The 14,280-nt window shown below is 62.5% G+C and carries 14 protein-coding genes; 10 read left to right on the top strand and 4 right to left on the bottom strand.

The features are described from left to right. Nucleotides 1–79: 79 nt before the first annotated feature. On the bottom strand, nucleotides 80–838 hold the full coding sequence (locus tag NKH43_RS30710) for an AraC family transcriptional regulator (protein ID WP_352861338.1): 759 nt from the start codon (nucleotides 836–838) through the stop codon (nucleotides 80–82). A gap of 291 nt (nucleotides 839–1,129) precedes the next feature. Between NKH43_RS30710 and NKH43_RS30715 the strand changes: the two genes are divergently transcribed. Both NKH43_RS30715 and NKH43_RS30720 read left to right on the top strand, forming a co-directional pair. Beyond that, a complete protein-coding gene (locus NKH43_RS30715; protein WP_352547628.1) occupies nucleotides 1,130–1,492 on the top strand; it encodes a VOC family protein in 363 nt (120 codons plus the stop codon). Nucleotides 1,493–1,521: 29 nt separating this feature from the next. After that, complete coding sequence (locus NKH43_RS30720) at nucleotides 1,522–1,854, top strand: DoxX family protein (protein ID WP_352814192.1); 333 nt, start codon at nucleotides 1,522–1,524, stop codon at nucleotides 1,852–1,854. 74 nt (nucleotides 1,855–1,928) lie between these two features. Here NKH43_RS30720 and NKH43_RS30725 read toward each other — a convergent pair whose 3' ends face one another. Further along, complete coding sequence (locus tag NKH43_RS30725; RefSeq protein ID WP_352861340.1) at nucleotides 1,929–2,171, bottom strand: DUF1127 domain-containing protein; 243 nt, start codon at nucleotides 2,169–2,171, stop codon at nucleotides 1,929–1,931. A gap of 148 nt (nucleotides 2,172–2,319) precedes the next feature. Between NKH43_RS30725 and NKH43_RS30730 the strand changes: the two genes are divergently transcribed. Next, entirely contained in the window at nucleotides 2,320–3,828 is a 1,509-nt protein-coding gene (locus NKH43_RS30730) for a winged helix-turn-helix domain-containing tetratricopeptide repeat protein (protein WP_352861382.1), read from the top strand. Between the two features lie 31 nt (nucleotides 3,829–3,859). On the opposite strand, the gene NKH43_RS30735 is transcribed toward NKH43_RS30730, so the two are convergent. Next, nucleotides 3,860–4,252, bottom strand: coding sequence for a GFA family protein (locus NKH43_RS30735; RefSeq protein ID WP_352861341.1), 393 nt, complete (start codon nucleotides 4,250–4,252; stop codon nucleotides 3,860–3,862). Between the two features lie 167 nt (nucleotides 4,253–4,419). Then, the gene (locus tag NKH43_RS30740; protein ID WP_023717033.1) at nucleotides 4,420–5,268 is read right to left on the bottom strand and encodes a beta-keto acid cleavage family enzyme; all 849 of its coding nucleotides are present in this window, start codon (nucleotides 5,266–5,268) and stop codon (nucleotides 4,420–4,422) included. Between the two features lie 96 nt (nucleotides 5,269–5,364). Between NKH43_RS30740 and NKH43_RS30745 the strand changes: the two genes are divergently transcribed. The 7 genes from NKH43_RS30745 to NKH43_RS30775 all read left to right on the top strand — a co-directional run bounded on the left by NKH43_RS30745 (nucleotide 5,365) and on the right by NKH43_RS30775 (nucleotide 14,192). Next, the gene (locus tag NKH43_RS30745) at nucleotides 5,365–6,270 is read left to right on the top strand and encodes a MurR/RpiR family transcriptional regulator (protein WP_352861343.1); all 906 of its coding nucleotides are present in this window, start codon (nucleotides 5,365–5,367) and stop codon (nucleotides 6,268–6,270) included. Beyond that, the gene (locus tag NKH43_RS30750) at nucleotides 6,267–7,598 is read left to right on the top strand and encodes an aspartate aminotransferase family protein (protein ID WP_352861345.1); all 1,332 of its coding nucleotides are present in this window, start codon (nucleotides 6,267–6,269) and stop codon (nucleotides 7,596–7,598) included. The genes NKH43_RS30745 and NKH43_RS30750 overlap by 4 nt, the downstream gene beginning before the upstream one ends. A gap of 94 nt (nucleotides 7,599–7,692) precedes the next feature. After that, the gene (locus NKH43_RS30755) at nucleotides 7,693–8,646 is read left to right on the top strand and encodes a TAXI family TRAP transporter solute-binding subunit (RefSeq protein WP_352547705.1); all 954 of its coding nucleotides are present in this window, start codon (nucleotides 7,693–7,695) and stop codon (nucleotides 8,644–8,646) included. Between the two features lie 57 nt (nucleotides 8,647–8,703). After that, a complete protein-coding gene (locus NKH43_RS30760) occupies nucleotides 8,704–11,304 on the top strand; it encodes a TRAP transporter permease (protein ID WP_352861347.1) in 2,601 nt (866 codons plus the stop codon). A gap of 31 nt (nucleotides 11,305–11,335) precedes the next feature. Continuing rightward, a complete protein-coding gene (locus NKH43_RS30765; protein ID WP_352861349.1) occupies nucleotides 11,336–12,298 on the top strand; it encodes a DMT family transporter in 963 nt (320 codons plus the stop codon). Between the two features lie 148 nt (nucleotides 12,299–12,446). Then, complete coding sequence (locus NKH43_RS30770) at nucleotides 12,447–13,166, top strand: FadR/GntR family transcriptional regulator (RefSeq protein WP_352861350.1); 720 nt, start codon at nucleotides 12,447–12,449, stop codon at nucleotides 13,164–13,166. Nucleotides 13,167–13,217: 51 nt separating this feature from the next. Further along, nucleotides 13,218–14,192 (top strand): sialic acid TRAP transporter substrate-binding protein SiaP, encoded by a 975-nt coding sequence (locus NKH43_RS30775; protein WP_023717039.1) that lies wholly within the window; start codon nucleotides 13,218–13,220, stop codon nucleotides 14,190–14,192. Nucleotides 14,193–14,280 lie beyond the last annotated feature (88 nt).

Below are 14,280 nucleotides of genomic sequence, written 5' to 3' on the forward strand. Positions count from 1 at the left end.
CACCACCGTGCCATGGCCGCTCGCCCTTCAGAGCAAGCGCCGTTCTCTCTCCAAAACTTTTTGCAGAACCTTCAGGACACTATCGGTGATGAATCTGTCGCGGGGTGCTTCCTGTCAGGCGTCGGCTCTCGCGAACAAGATGCGCCTGGTCGGAATAGCCCGCCTCGGCTGCCAGGATGGCCGTAGCGCTGTTCGATTGGTTCGAAAGCCGCAGAAAGCGCTGGTAGCGGAGGATACGTTCAAGCGTCTTGGGGCCATAGCCGAAGCTCTCGTTGAAGCGCCGGCGCAACGTCCTTTCGCTCATTTCGAGGGCGCGCATCAACCAAGGGACGAGAGGCGCGTCGGGTGGCGGACCGCGCTCGATCAAGCGATATGCCGCCTGCATGGGAACGTCTGGGGCGTCGGAGGCCATCTCCTCGGCGACGACCTGTTGGAGCGAGCAGGCCAGATCTTCGAGATTGTCGCTGGCGCGCACGCGGCTGGCGAGGCGCCGGGCTCGCGCTCCCCACAAAACGTCGAGCGACAGCCGCTGACCGACCAGCTCGATTTGCGGCACGCCGAGCCATGCCGCCGCCGCGGCAGGATGGAAGCGCAAGCCGATCACGACCTCGTCCGCCGCTAGAACCTCGGTCTGCGGCTCCTTGTCAGGTCCGGCAATTCGGAAGCTGCCTCCGATCCATTGCAGATCGATCGTTGCGTCGGGCATGACGGCGATTGGCGGTGAGCCCGCCGGGTCCATTCGATGCACCCACACCGAAGCGAAGGTCGCGCGAAGCCGCGCCGACACTGGACGTTGCTGAAATGTGCCCGTTGCCTGCGCTGGGACGGGATCGCTCATCTCGCTCCCCTTCGGATTAGCGGCGGTGAACCTACGGCGCAGCGGCTGCGCCCGGCCGTCGCTCGAGACAACAATCTGCACGACCGACAACGTCTGCCAATCGAGAACGGTTGCAAGAATCGGTTGTTTTCATCCGGCCGGAACGAAGAGGGCAGATGAGGGGTGATGTCACGTGCATCGCCATCGGCAGCGCCGTTTGCTGCTCATACGTCGATGGCCGTTTTGTTCAATCCGGCAAGCGAGATGCGTGCTTATCTTTCGGCGTCGTACATCACACGAGAGGTATGCGTCATGAGCAACAACAACGACCAACGGATCGACTACGTCGAATTCAACGTGAAAGACATTCAGCGGTCACGCGACTTCTACGGAAAGGCATTCGGCTGGACCTTCACCGACTACGGCCCGCAATATTGCGAGTTCAACGACGGGCGCTTGTCAGGTGGCTTCGCCGCTGGCCCAGCGAGATCGGGAGGAGGCCCGCTCGTCATTCTCTATGCCGATGATCTGCCGGCAACGGTCAAGCGTGTCGAGCAAGCGGGAGGCAAGATCGTCAGGCCGATCTATGGCTTCCCCGGCGGCCGGCGCTTCCATTTCGCTGACCCGGATGGTTACGAGCTTGCGGTTTACACCGAAGACGGCAGCAAGGAATGATCGCGGTCCTCCACCACCTCGGACTGGTTTTGCTCGGCGGCGTCTTTATCTGGGCAGGCGCCGAGCATTTCCTCAGATTCCGGGCGATTGCAGCGTCCCTGGCCGAACGGGGCTTTCCTGCTCCCAAGCCTCTTCTCGCGGCCGGATCGGTGCTTGAGATCGGCGGCGGCTTTTGCCTCGCAACGGGCCTTGGTGGACCCTTTCCCGCCGCGGCCTTGGCCGTGTTCACCATTGCGGCGTCTTTCATGGCGCTCAACTTCTGGCGCTACAGCGGCGATGAACGCGAAGTGCTTCGTACCGGCTTCACCATCAATGTTGCCGTCTTGGGCGGGTTGATTGTCGCCGCGACCACTAGCCTGTGATCATCGTTTCGAGGCGGCGGCTTCGTCTTCACCTGCCACTGCTCGTTGGTGATCCGGTGTCTTTGCAACTCGCCTTATCGTTGCCAGAAGGGCAGCTTGGCGATCTCTTCCTCGGCCTGCCTTTTCGTCAGGCCGATATCGTCGATCAGATGGGGATTGGTCTCCGCCAATCGCTTGAGGTCCCAGCGAAAGCGTGTCTGCTCGCGCCAGGTCGCGACAATGCTTTGCAGCGTCGCCAGGCTGTGGTGCCGACGCGACACTTCCGCCAGCCGAGCTGCCTTATGCTGGCCCGAGGCAAAGGTAGGAATATCGATCATGGCAAACCTCCATATGGTTTGAGGTCCAATACGATTTGGGAGGACCCTCGACCTGAAAGAGGAGGAATTCTGCAGGATACGAACAGCGCCGTAATTAAGCTCTCCCAAATAGTTCTCAAAACTTCCAAACGGGCTATAGATGCGCCGTATGCAGGGATCGCGCTTTGCCTTTGGACCGTTCGCGCTTGATCCGGGCGCGGGAACGCTCCTCCGGAACGGTGTCCCCGTTGCCGTTGGCTACCGCGGGCTAAAGCTGCTTGCGGCGCTCGTCGGACGGTCCGGCGAAATCCTGAGCAAGGCTGAGTTGATGGACGCGGCGTGGCCGGGCACCGCCGTCGAGGAGGGCAACCTTACCGTCCAGATAGCGCTGCTGCGGAAGCTGCTTGGTCCGGCCGCCGACGGCGGTGAATGGATCGTCACGGTTCCGCGCATCGGCTACCGCTTCACGGGCGCCGTCGAACAGCTCGGCGGCGCGAAGCGAAAACCTTTGCCACTGCCCGGCAAACCATCGATAGCCGTGCTGCCCTTCGTTAATGTCAGCAACGATCCCGAGCAGGAATCCTTCGCCGATGGGTTGACCGAAGACCTGATCACGGACCTGTCGAGAATCTCCGGCCTGTTCGTCATCGCACGCAACTCGGCCTTTGCCTACAAAGGAAAGGCGATGGACGTGCGCGGGATCGCTGGGGAACTTGGCGTGCGCTACCTGCTGGAGGGAAGCGCAAGACGCGCCGCCGGGCAGGTGCGCATCAATGCACAACTGGTCGACGCGGCGAGTGGCGATCATCTATGGGCGGAACGCTTCGATCGCAGCCTGGAAGATATTTTTGCCGTTCAGGACGAGGTCACCGGCAAGATCGTCGAGGCGCTGCTCGGCCGGCTACGCGCACCACCGCCGCGCAATCGGCCCAAAAATCTCGAGGCCTACGATCTGTGTGTGCGCGCGCGCAAGCTGATGGATGATTCGCCGCAGACGGCGCGGGAAGCGCATCTGATGCTCACCCGCGCGGTTTCGCTCGATCCGGAATATGCCGAGGCCTATCGCTGGCTTGCCATGAACCACTGGATGGGATGGGTGCATTCCGGCGGACCAACCGAAACGTCCCGTAGCGTTGCTTTGGAGCTGGCGCGCAAAGCCGTGGCGATCGATCCCAACGATGCCGGCTGCCGCTGGGTCTTGGCTTACCTGCTTGCCTATGAGCGCAGCTTCGCCGAGGCGGATGCGGAATTCGCCAAGGCCATCGAGCTCGACCCGAACGAGGCCGATGCCTGGGCGGCACTGTCCGATATCGCGATCTTGGCGGGGCAGGTCGAGGAGGGCCTTGAGCACATCCGCAAGGCCTTCCGGCTGAACCCGTTTCCGGCAAGTTGGTATTATCTGACGCTCGGGCAGGCGCAATACGCGGCCCGCGAATACGAGGCTGCTGTCGAGACACTGCGCAGGGACGAGACTTATCGTACAAGCTCACGCCGTTTCCTGGCGGCAAGCCTTGCCCAACTCGGCCGGCTCCACGAGGCGCGTGCGGAGGTCGAACTGTTCCTCGTCGGCAACCCGCATTTCACAATCCGCCACTGGGCGACAACGGAGCCACTCCGCGACGCTGCGACGCTTGAGCATTTCGTTGGCGGCTTCCGCAAGGCCGGCCTTCCGGAGTGACGCGCCGGCGCCGTCGCACCGTTCGTGCGACTTATTCCTCAAAGCGACCCGTGGCGTCACGATCGCGCTCGTATCGTCTCGTGAGCGGAAACGGCGGCAACCAGGACTCGCGTCGGATGATCCAGCTTTCGTAGGTTGGCATCAGTTGGTCAGGCGCATCCAGGGATCCCAGGTTCACTTCGATTTCGTCGGAGGTGCGTCCGAAAATCGACGAGCCGCAGCGCGGACAGAAAAACCGCCCGGCATAGTCGCGTGTTTCGCCGTCGATCGTCACCGCATCCTCAGGAAATATCGCGGAAGCGTGAAAAAGGGCGCCATGATGCTTGCGGCAGTCGAGACAGTGACAAAGGCCGACCCGGTATGGGCGCCCCGACGCGACAATTCGGACGTTGCCACACAGGCAACCGCCGGTGAATCGGTCCATGCTGCGTCTCCTCCAAAATCAAGCGGCCGGAATGGTTACAACGACCGGCACTGTTGTTGCAATCGCCGCGCCGCGGGCGGGGACACGTCGTTCTTCCGTGGCGATGACATTGCAGCCGCCTCTCTATGCCTTACGCGAGCTTGCCGCCGAAAATAGGCTTTGGTTTGTCATATGGAACGAAACGGCGCGTTCCATTGAGCCGCCAACTCGGCGGCCGAGGCGATCTTGACGCCGCAGTCGGCGAGTATGCGTGCGACCGTCGCTACCGGTTCGGCGTTGGACGAAGCTATTCTGCCGTCCGGAAGGAAGAGATTGTTTTCGAAGCCGACCCGGATATGGCCGCCAAGCAACGCGGCGGCGATCACGCACGCCGCTTCGTTGCGGCCGAAGGCGCAGACGCTCCAATGGTCGAAGCGCGGCGTGTTCGCCGCGAGGAATGGCAGGAGATCGGCAGGAACGGACGTCTGTCCCGGCGTGTAGCGGCCCAGCACGTAGAGAACCGGTATGCTTGCCCAGGGGATCAGTCCGCGCTGCTGCATGTCCGAAAGCCTGACGGCCTCCTCGGGCGAATAGAGGATGATCTGCGGCGCTACTCCCTCGGTGCGCAGCCAGGCCATGAAGCGCGCGAATGCGAGCTCCGATCCAGCATCAGGAACGATTTCGCGAAGCGCCAGGGAGACAGCTTGCGGCTTCACATCTTGTACGACGGCCATCTGCTGGGCCGGCGAATAGATACCGAGTGCTTCGGAAGTGATCTGAACTACCAAGCGGTCGCCGGCGGCACCGCGGATGGCGGCGATCGCCTGGCGGTAGGCGTCGGCGTCGAGCAGATGATTGCCGCTTCTGTCGCGGACATGGACGTGGATCATAGCCGCACCGGCATCGGCGCATTCCGCGGCCGTCCGCGCAAGTTCGGCTGGTGTCAGCGGAATCGCCGGATGGTCGGCCTTGCTGCGACGTCCCCCGTTCGGCGCGACAGCTATGGCGACGCGATCGAGACCATGGGCCGGCTTCATGGAGACGCTCTGTGAGTGACAAGATTCATATGAATCAATCTTTGACCACACTGAAACAGACGTTGCAATCGCTGGTCTGGCGAGCTAGCAATATCCATGGATCAGGGAGAGCTTGCTGGACAGATCGTCAGTGCCTTCGACGGCATGTCGGCGCAGCTTCGGTCCGCCGCGCGCTATGTCCTTGATAAGCCGTATGATGTCGCGTTGTTGTCCATGCGGGAGCAGGCCCGGCACGCGGGAGTGCAGCCGGCCACGATGACGCGGCTGGCCCAGCATCTCGGCCTTGATGGCTACGAGACCGTACGCGATATCTACGCCGCCGCGATCCGGGACGGCGAAATCGGTTTTGCCGGCAAGGCGGGCCTCCAGGTGGCCAGCCAAAAGCTCAAGGGCGACCACGCGCTGGCGGCCGATATTCTGGATTCGATTTCCAGCCAGCTTGCCCATCTTGCCGAAAGCAGGTCGATCGACCGTCTGGTCGGCACGGCCAGGGCGCTGAGTTCGGCAAGGCGTGTCTATTGCCTCGGCCTGCGCTCGAGCCACGCAGTGGCCTGGCATCTGCATTACATCCTGTCGCTGATCGGCGAGAAGTCGGTGCTGCTGCACGGCATCGGCGGAACCGACGGCGACGCTCTGGCCCACGCGACCAAGGACGACGTGCTTGTCGCCGCCAGCGTCCTGCCCTACACGCGCTTCACCATCGAGCTTGTCGAGTATGCTGCCGGCCGCGGCGTACCGGTCATTGCGATCACCGACAGCGGGGTAGCGCCCTTGGCGCTGCTTGCCGATCACCTGGTCATCGTGCCGACGGGCAGCCCGTCCTTTTTCCACACCATGACGCCAGCTTTCATCGTTGCGGAGGTCCTCGGTGCTCTTGTCGCAGGGCAGGCAGGCGAGGGCGCTGTTGAGTCGCTGCGACGTTTCGATGAGCAGGGCGCCGCCCTCAAGACCCATCTCAACCAACGTCCGCCGAAGAAAATGCCCATGAGGGACCGTCGATGACACACATTCTTCATCGAACCATCCACTCGACGCTGCCGATCGCCATTCGCGGCCAAGGCATCGAACTGTTCGATGCCGAGGGCAAGTCCTATATCGACGCGTCGGGCGGCGCCGCCGTGTCCTGTCTCGGCCACGGTCATCCCGACGTGATCGCTGCACTGCACACCCAGCTTGACCGCATCGCCTACGCTCACACCAGCTTCTTCACCACCGAGGTGGCGGAGCGCTTGGCAGATCGGCTGGTCGAGGACGCGCCGGAAGGGTTGGACCATGTCTATCTGGTCAGCGGCGGCTCGGAGGCGGTCGAGGCCGCGCTCAAGATGGCCAGGCAATATTTTGTCGAGAAAGGCGAACCGCAACGGCGCCATCTCATCGCACGCCGGCAGAGTTATCACGGCAATACGCTCGGTGCTCTCGCCACCGGCGGCAATGAATGGCGGCGCGCCCAATTCAGGCCGTTGCTGATCGAGACCCATCACATCGACCCCTGTTACGCCTATCGCTATCAAAAGCATGGCGAAAGCGACGAAGCCTATGCGGCGCGCGCCGCCCAGCAGCTCGAAGACAAGATCCTCGAACTCGGCCCGGACGAGGTCATCGCCTTTGTCGCCGAGCCGGTGGTGGGTGCCACACTCGGCGCCGTGCCGCCGGTTGCCGATTATTTCAAGCACATTCGCGCGATCTGCGACCGCTACGGCGTGCTGCTCATCCTCGACGAAGTGATGTGCGGCATGGGCCGTACCGGCACGCTGCATGCGTGCGAACAGGACGGCATCACTCCCGACCTGCTGACCGTCGCCAAGGGGCTCGGCGGCGGCTACCAGCCGATTGGCGCGGTGCTGCTTGGCAGGCATATCTTCGACGCCTTTGCCCAAGGCTCGGGCTTCTTCCAGCATGGGCATACCTATATGGGGCATCCAATGGCGGCCGCGGCCGGCCTTGCCGTGCAGGAGGTCATCCGACGTGACCGTCTGCTCGACAACGTCAGCGCAATGGGCGCGCAGTTGGACGAACGCCTGCACCAACGCTTCGATAACCACCATCACGTCGGCAACATTCGCGGGCGGGGTCTGTTTAGGGGAATCGAGCTGGTGGTTGATCGCGCCACCAAGGAGCCGTTCGACCAGAGGCTTGAACTCAACGCCCGCATCAAGCGCGAAGCAATGGCCCGCGGCCTGATGATTTACCCGATGGCCGGGACGATTGACGGTGTGCGCGGCGTTCATGTGCTTGTGGCGCCGCCTTTCATCATCTCCAAACAGGATATCGATCGGATCGTCGAACGGCTCGGTGAGGCGATCGACGCTGCGATCGCTTCAGCGGCCTGACCCGCACGACGCGGATCGCCTCAACCCAATTCCAACGCGTCATCGGCGACGGGCCGGGACAACCACCAGAGAGGTAGCAACCATGTATAGTTCGATGAAAACCCTGATCGGCGCGGCGGCCTGCATGCTGCTGGCGCTGCCATCCGTCGGAGCCGAGCAGCGCTTCGTCACGGTCGGCACCGGCGGGGTCACCGGCGTCTACTACGCTGTGGGCGGCGCCATTTGCCGACTGATGAACAAGGACCGGCAGAAAACCGGCATCCGATGCTCGACCGAGTCGACCGGCGGTTCCGTCTTCAACGTCAACTCCATCCAGACCGGCGACCTCGATTTCGGCTTGACTCAATCGGACGTCCAGTACCAGGCCTATGAGGGGACTGGAAATTTCGACGGCAAGCCGTTCAAGGATCTGCGGGCCGTGTTCTCCGTCCATCCCGAGCCGTTTACCGTGCTGGCGCGGCCGGACGCCGGTGTCACCAAATTCGAGGACTTCAAAGGCAAACGCTTCAACGTCGGCAATCCCGGATCAGGCACCCGCTCGTCGATGGAGGAATTGCTCAAGCAGATTGGCTGGACGCTAGACGATTTCTCGCTTGCCGCTGAGCTGAAGGCGGACGAGCAGGGCAGCGCGCTGTGCGACAACAAGATCGACGGTTTCTTCTACGGCGTCGGTCATCCTTCCGCCGCGATCCAGGATCCGACCACGGCCTGTGGCGCCAAACTCATCCCGCTGACCGGTCCGGCAGTGGACGCGCTGTTAGCAGCCCATCCCTACTTTTCGGTCGCCACCATCAAGGGCGGAATGTACGCCAACAATCCGGACGACGTGAAGACATTCGGCGTCCGCGCCACCGTCGTGGCGAACGCCAGCACGCCCGATGAGGTGGTCTACGAACTGGTGAAGTCGGTCTTCGAAAATTTCGACGATTTCAAGAAGCTGCATCCGGCCTTCGCCAATCTCGATCCCAAGGAGATGATCGAGACCGGTCTGTCGGCGCCGGTACATCCGGGCGCGGAGCGCTACTACAAGGAAAAGGGCTGGCTCTGAGGCCTCCGATGCGGGGCGCCCACGGGCGCCCCGCATCGCAAATAATTGTGGGGAACGATGACAGATCAAAGCCAGCGGGCGGCAGCGCCTGACCAACCCGCTATCGACATTGACAAGCTCAGCGAGATCGTCGCCGAAGCCGACACCGGTGGGCGCAAGCCGACCGGCCGCACCGCGAAGCTGATCCTCGGCGTATCGCTGGCATGGTCGCTGTTCCAGCTCTGGTATGCCTCGCCCCTTCCGTTCATGCTCAATTTTGGTGTCGTCAGCGACGGCATCGCCCGCTCCATCCATCTGGCCTTCGCCCTGTTTCTGGCGATGCTGACGTTTCCGGCCTTCAAGACCTCGTCGCGCAGCCGGGTGCCGCTGCCCGACTGGGTGCTAGGCATCGCCGGGGCGGCGTCCGCCCTCTATCTGTTGGTCTTTTACAGCGATATCGCCCATCGGCCGGGTCTTCCGACTACGGCTGACCTGGTCGTCTCGATCGCCGGCGTCCTCATCCTGCTCGAGGCCGCGCGTCGCGCCGTCGGGCCTGCTATCACCCTCATCGCGGCGATCATGCTGATCTATATCTTCGCCGGGCCTCACCTACCTGGCCTGCTCGGCCACAAGGGCGCGACGTTATCGCGCGCAGCCTCGCAGATGTGGCTGACGTCGGAGGGGGTCTTCGGTGTTGCCCTCGGTGTGTCCACCAATGTCGTCTTCATGTTCGTTCTGTTCGGAACATTGCTGGAGCGCGCCGGCGCCGGCGGCTTTTTCATCCAGCTTGCCTTCTCGCTGCTCGGCAAATACCGCGGCGGTCCGGCCAAGGCCGGTGTCGTGGCTTCCGGCCTGACCGGCATGATTTCTGGGTCGTCGATCGCCAATGTCGTGACCACCGGAACCTTCACCATCCCGCTGATGCGCCGGGTCGGATATTCTGCGGTGAAGGCGGGCGCCATCGAATGCGCGGCCGGCGTCAATGGTCAGCTGATGCCTCCGGTGATGGGCGCCGCCGCGTTCCTGATCGCGGAATATGTCGGCATCTCCTATGCCGAGGTGGTCAAGCATGCCTTCTACCCAGCGCTGCTGACCTACGGCTCGTTGTTCTACATCGTCGATATCGAGGCGATGAAGACGGGGATGAAGGGCCTGCCGTCACGCAGCGCGCACTCCGCATTTCAGGGTGCGCTGCGTGGGCTGATGGGCATATGCGGCTTCATCGTCCTCGCAGGGCTTGTCTATTACGGCATTGGCTGGACGAAGATCGTTTTCGGCGCGGCCGCGACCTGGATGATCAGTGCCGCGCTGATCGCCGTCTACATCGGCCTTGTCGCCTACCGTGCGCGCTATCCCGACCTGCCGCTGGAGGATCTGGAGGGCGAGATCGTAAGGATTCCGCATTTCGGCGAGACGGCGCGCACCGGCCTGCATTTTCTGCTGCCGGTGATCCTGCTGATCTGGTGCCTGATGGTGGAGGAGCTGTCGCCCGGCCTGTCGGCATTCTGGGGCGCTGTCGCCCTGATGGCGCTGATCGTGACGCAACGGCCGCTCACCGCCTTTTTCCGCAAGGACCGTGCGCTGGCACGGCATTGGCTTCGCGGTTTCGACGATCTGGTCGGTGGCCTGTCCGCCGCTGCACGGAACATGACGACGGTCGGCATTGCCACTGCGACGGCCGGCATCATCGTCGGCACGGTTCTGCTCACGGGCATCGGGCTGGTGATGACCGAGCTGGTCGAATTCATCTCGGGCGGCAGCTTCATCGTCATGCTCTTGTTCACCGCGGTGATCTGCATCATTCTCGGCATGGGCATGCCGACCACTGCAAGCTATGTCGTCGTCGCCACCTTGATGGCGCCGGTCATCGTCGATTTGGCGGCGCAGAACGATCTTGCCGTGCCGCTGGTCGCCGTCCATATGTTCGTTTTCTATTTCGGGCTGATGGCAGACGTGACGCCGCCAGTGGGGCTGGCGGCTTATGCTGCTGCGGCAATTTCCGGCGCCGATCCGGTGAAGACCGGGATTCAGGGTTTCAAATACGAGATCCGTACCGGCCTGCTGCCGTTCATCTTCATCTTCAACACCGGACTGCTGATGATCGATCTCGAAGGTCCGTTCGACCTCGTCGCGATGGTGGTGACGTCGACGCTGGCCATGGTCTCGTTTGTAGCAGCGACGCAGAATTGGATGCTCGTGCGCAACCGCTGGTACGAGACGATTGCGTTGCTGCTGGCCTGTTTCATCTTGTTCAGGCCGGGACTCTTGCTCGATCAGGTGAGCGAACCCTATCGGGCAGTGCCTGCCTCCGAACTCGGCCGTATCGTCGACGAGACAGCCGAGGGGGGCGCAGTTCGCTTGCGCCTGACGACACTGAACCTCAACGGCGATGAGATATCGAAGCTGGTGCGACTACAACTCGGGCCTGGAAATTCATCGGCCGAACGCCTGAAGGCCGCGGGCTTGGACGTCAGTGCGCTTGGCGATAACGTGACGGTCGGCGTGGTGCGACTGGGCAGCCAGGCGGCCAAATTCGGCCTGCAGCCGGGCGACGAAATCAATCAGGTGCTAGTCCCTGCGGAACGGCCGTCGCGCTATTGGTTCGCCATCCCGGCACTGCTGTTGCTCGGTCTCGTCGTCTGGGGTCAGAAGCGGCGAAGGCGGACGGTTGGTCTATAAGCGCCTTATGAGCGGAAGAGTCTTGGCCAGCATGTCGGTAACAAGAGAACCAAACGGCGCCCCGGAGCCGGCTACCGCGGAAAAGCGCACGACGACGCGCGACCGCCCCTTCGAACCCGTCGACTACGGGCTTTACGCGCTGACGGTCATCGCCTGGAGCGCATCGTGGTTCGCGATCGAACTTCAGGTCGGCAGCGGCGTATCGAACGAGGTCAATCTGGTCTGGCGCTTCGCCATCGCCACGCTGCTGATGTTTGCCTGGGCCGGTTTTTCCGGCGGGCGGCTCCGCTTTCCGATCACCGATCATCTGCGCTTTGCTGTGCTCGGCATCCTCATCTTCTCATCGAACTTCCTGTTTTTCTATTACGCCGCCGGCTATCTCGTCAGCGGATTGCTCTCGGTCGTCTTCTCGCTCGCCTCGGTCATCAACATGCTGCTCGGTGCCTTGGTCATCGGCGAGCGCCCGGCGCCGCGCATTCTCGCCGGCGGCGTTATTGGCTTCGCCGGCATAGCGCTGATGTTCTTTCCCGAAATTGCCGCGAACGGGCTTTCAGGCAGGACGTTGGTGGGCCTTCTGCTGTGCCTCTGTGGCACGCTGAGCTTCTGCGCCGGTAATCTCGTCTCCGTCGCAAACCAGCGCCGCGGCCTGCCGCTCGTTTCAACCAGCGCCTGGGGCATGCTCTACGGCACTCTGTGGTCGGCGTTCCTGGCCTTCCTGCTCGGTGAGCCGTTCGTGTTCGCGACGACCGCCTCTTATATCGGCTCGCTGGTCTTCCTCGCCGTCATATCGACGGTCATGGCTTTCGCCGCCTACCTGACGCTGCTCGGACGCATTGGCGGCGCCCGCGCCGGCTATGCGACCGTCATATTTCCCGTCTTTGCGCTTTTGATCTCCACGGCGCTGGAAGGCTATGCCTGGACCGCTTACGCGATCATCGGGCTCGTCCTCGTCGCCGCCGGGAACGTCCTGGTCATTCGCGGAGGACGGCGCTGACGCATGGAATGCCTGCCGAATGCCGCCGCCTTCCGGTGCGCGGGCCGCGGTTCTGTCGAGCTTGACTCTCTGCATGGTCTGTCTAAGCTTGCGGTCAATGGGTCAGACCAATGTACCAGGGGCGAGCCGGGGAGGGAACTAAACACGCATGCCGATCCAGGCCGTTGAACCACGCCGGCTATACCGACAGGTCGCCGATCAGCTCAGGCAACTGATCGATGCCGGCGAGTTTTCCGTCGGCGACCGTCTGCCGACCGAGCGGGATCTGGCCGACCAGCTCGGAATTTCCCGCCCGACGGTCCGTGAAGCGCTGATAGCGCTGGAGGTCGAAGGCCGCATACGCATCCGCGTCGGCTCGGGCATCTACGTCACCGATCCGCCGAGCGCCGCCGCCTCCGAACCCGAAATCGAGGAAGGCCCGTTCGAGCTGTTGCGCGCGCGCGAATTCGTCGAAGGCGCGATCGCCGCCGAAGCTGCTCTCCACGTCCCGCCTGCAGATATCGAACGGCTCGACGACGTGCTGCGCCGGATGGAGGCCATGCGTCACCCCAACAAGATGACCATTACGCTCGACCGGGAATTCCATACTGCAGTCGCCGGCATTCTCGAGAACGCGGTGCTGGTGCGCTTCATCGGCGAGCTCTTCGACCAGCGCATGAACCCGTACTTCGAACGCCTGTCGATCTATTTCGAGACCAACGATTCCTGGCAGATAGCGGCAAAGGAGCATCGTGCCGTGCGCGATGCGATTGCCGCGCGCGACCCCGAGCGGGCCAAGGCCGCCATGCAGCAGCATCTGCGCCAGTCGCAAATCAGATTCTCACGCAATTTCGATGAGAGAGCCGCAGCCAAGGAGGTTGCGGAATAGCAGTTGGCCGGGGGGAGATCCGGCCGTCAAATCCAACCAGGGAGGAATTAGATGCTGAGAAAATACGCAGTTCTGCTCGGTGCGATCGCCGCAATTGCCATACCCATGGCGTCGGCCTCGGCGGAAACGGTCCTGAAATGGGCACATGTCTACGAGACGACGGAGCCCTTCCACACCGAATCCGTGTGGGCGGCCGACGAGATCAAGAAGCGCACCCAGGGCCGCTATGCCATCGACGTCTATCCGGCCTCGCAGCTTGGCAAGGAAGCAGACATCAACCAGGGCCTGATGCTCGGCACCGTCGATATCATCATTTCCGGATCGAGCTTCGCAGCGCGCGAATATCCACCGATCGGCGTCACCTATTTCCCATACACTTTCCGCGATGCCGACCATCTGCTGAAATACACCAAGAGCGACGTCTACAAGGCCCTGACCAAGGGCTACGAGGACAAGACCGGCAATCACATCGCCGCCACCACCTATTATGGAACGCGGCAGACCACCTCGAACCGGCCGATCGCCAAGTGCTCCGACATGCAGGGCTTGAAGATGCGCGTCCCCGACGTGCCCGCCTATCTAGCCATGCCGCGTGCCTGCGGCGCCAACACCGCGCCGATTGCCTTCGCCGAGGTCTATCTCGCCCTGCAGAACGGCACGGTCGAGGCCCAGGAGAACCCGCTGACCACCATCGAGGCGAAGAAATTTTACGAGGTGCAGAAGAACATCGTGCTCACCGGCCATATCGTCGATCATCTCAACACCATCATATCGGCGTCGCGCTGGGCCTCGCTTTCCGACGAGGACAAGAAGATCTTCACCGAGGTGATGCAGGAGGCTGCCGCCCGCGCCACGGCGAAGATCGTCGCCCGCGAAAAGGAACTGGTGCAGGTATTCAAGGACCGCGGCATCAGCGTAACCGATGTCGACCGTGCCGACTTCGAGAAGAATGTGCTGGAGAAGGTCACCTTCGAGGAATTCGGCTACAACAAGGCCGATTGGGAAGCGATCCGCGCCATCAAATAGGGCATCGGGAAATCGGATGCTCAATCAAGAGGATAGGGCGGCAATCGGATTCGCCGCTTTAACCTGCCCATCCGTCCGGCTTGAAATT

Source organism: Mesorhizobium sp. M1163, from assembly GCF_040318415.1.
Taxonomy (GTDB): Bacteria; Pseudomonadota; Alphaproteobacteria; order Rhizobiales; family Rhizobiaceae; genus Mesorhizobium.